3 protein-coding genes are annotated in these 1736 nt (G+C 48.2%); 1 reads left to right on the top strand and 2 read right to left on the bottom strand.

Translation table 11 applies throughout. From position 1 onward, the window contains the following. Nucleotides 1-108: 108 nt before the first annotated feature. Both ACFW2W_RS10795 and ACFW2W_RS10790 read right to left on the bottom strand, forming a co-directional pair. The gene (locus tag ACFW2W_RS10795) at nucleotides 109-1014 is read right to left on the bottom strand and encodes an ROK family protein (RefSeq protein WP_378177232.1); all 906 of its coding nucleotides are present in this window, start codon (nucleotides 1012-1014) and stop codon (nucleotides 109-111) included. Nucleotides 1015-1052: 38 nt separating this feature from the next. Next, complete coding sequence (locus ACFW2W_RS10790; RefSeq protein WP_378177229.1) at nucleotides 1053-1598, bottom strand: hypothetical protein; 546 nt, start codon at nucleotides 1596-1598, stop codon at nucleotides 1053-1055. 74 nt (nucleotides 1599-1672) lie between these two features. Between ACFW2W_RS10790 and ACFW2W_RS10785 the strand changes: the two genes are divergently transcribed. Next, on the top strand, nucleotides 1673-1736 hold a 64-nt coding region (locus ACFW2W_RS10785; RefSeq protein WP_378177235.1), incomplete at its 3' end, for an IS1 family transposase.

The raw sequence follows: 1736 nt of genomic DNA, 5'->3' as shown, positions 1-1736 counted from the left end.
TCCTCAGTCCTCAGTCCTCAGTCCTCAGTCCTCAGTCCTCAGTCCTCAGTCCTCAGTCCTCAGTCCTCAGTCCTCAGTCCTCAGTCCTCAGTCCTCAGTCCTCAGTCCTCAGTCCTCAGTCCTCAAGATTTGCCAAGCCAATTTTGCCGCCCCAACCATTCCAGCTTGGTTGCCTAACTCAGCTTTTAATAGGTGCAAACCGTCACGGGAACTCTTCAGCACCCGCTGCTCAATCTCTGCAAGTGCAGCGGGAAAGAAAAATTCTGCACTTGCACTAACACCGCCGCCAATGACAATCGCTTCCGGCGTTAAAACATAGATGAGACTCGATAATCCAACACCGAGATCGCGCCCGTAGCTTTGCCAAAATTCTAATGCTTGCGGATCGCGTGCGCTTGCCAACTTACCCAGTTCCTCTGGTTCTAAGCCAGTGCGGCGGCGAATGGCTGATACTGAGGCATATTGCTCTAAAGAACCTTGATTGCCGCTATTACACGGGGGGCCATCTGGGTTTAAAGTAATTAATCCTAGCTCGCTAGCGGCACCTTGATGACCGACGAATAGCTTCCCATTGAGAATAATCGCACCACCCACACCCGTACCCAGCGTCAGTAGAATCAAATCCCGGTAATGGCGTCCAGCCCCTAACCAAGCTTCTCCCAAGCCAGCACAGTTAGCATCATTGGCGAGAACTGTAGGTAAACCTGTTTTGGCTTCTAACCAGTCTGCTAGGGGTACATCATGCCAGCCTGCCAGGTTAATCGCTACTCTAGCAATTCTACCCGATGCATCGGCGGGACCAGGGGTGCCGATACCGAGCGCGATCGCGTGTCTTTCTGGATCGAGATTAGCGATCGCTTCCATCATCGCATCCAAAACCGCTGTTGGTGTTGCCGGTTGCGGTGTCGCCACACTCAACGACTCCAAGCAAGTTCCTTCCTCGCGGAACCTCCCCAGCTTAATCGCCGTTCCTCCCAAATCAATGCCAATTACTTCTGGATTGTCTTTAGTCATTAGTCAGCGGTTATTAGTCACTTTTTTTCATTAATCCATTAGTCAGCAATACCAAAAGAATTCCAGAATTTTTGAAATTCTTGCTCAGCTTGCTGATAACTTGCCGCTTTCTGCTCTAATACCGCTTTAGCAATTTGTTTATCTTCATACTGCTTTTTCGCTAATTCCAACTCCAGCTTCTTCATCTGATAATCTTGCCGTCTGATTGTCCCTTCAACCGAAGCAACCCAGTTAGTAAAGCCCAAATTTTGAACTTCCCAATCAGTATTTCCTACCTCAGAGATAGCTTTTTCTCCCAAAGCAGATTTACTTTTTTCCGTCAGAGTGTGAAAACTATTCAACGCCCCCTTAATTTGTGGAAGAACGCGCATTGAATTTTCCACAGAAAACCTTTCATTCAGGGTATAGCTAACAGGTTCATCGGGATGAACGGGTTTAAGCTGCAAATCCGATACTTGTGTGGCGCTGGAACTGGGTTGCACCTTCAAACCTGTGACAGGTGCCGCTCTAAGTATCCCCGCGATCGCAATAGATAACATAAAACCACCTGTAGCGGCGGCAATTAAGGAAATATTGTCTTTCATATCTCACCAAAGGGCAATGTTCTAGACGTGTGGAAATGAGAGAATGAGAGGAGTTGTCTTTCCTGTCCTGACCAATGATATTAGAACCTGTGTTGTGTCCCGATTGTAGCAGTGATGATGTGGTGAGACACGGTCGCT

This window comes from Coleofasciculus sp. H7-2, assembly GCF_042747725.1.
Classification (GTDB): Bacteria; Cyanobacteriota; Cyanobacteriia; order Cyanobacteriales; family FACHB-T130; genus FACHB-T130.
The sequence above is the reverse complement of the archived record's forward strand: the minus strand, read 5'-3'. Positions and strand labels throughout refer to the sequence as shown.

Excerpts from the sequence above, each read along its gene's own strand:
- ACFW2W_RS10795 (WP_378177232.1), bottom strand. The coding sequence starts at position 1,014 with ATGACTAAAGACAATCCAGAAGTAATTGGCATTGATTTGGGAGGAACG.
- ACFW2W_RS10790 (WP_378177229.1), bottom strand. The coding sequence starts at position 1,598 with ATGAAAGACAATATTTCCTTAATTGCCGCCGCTACAGGTGGTTTTATG.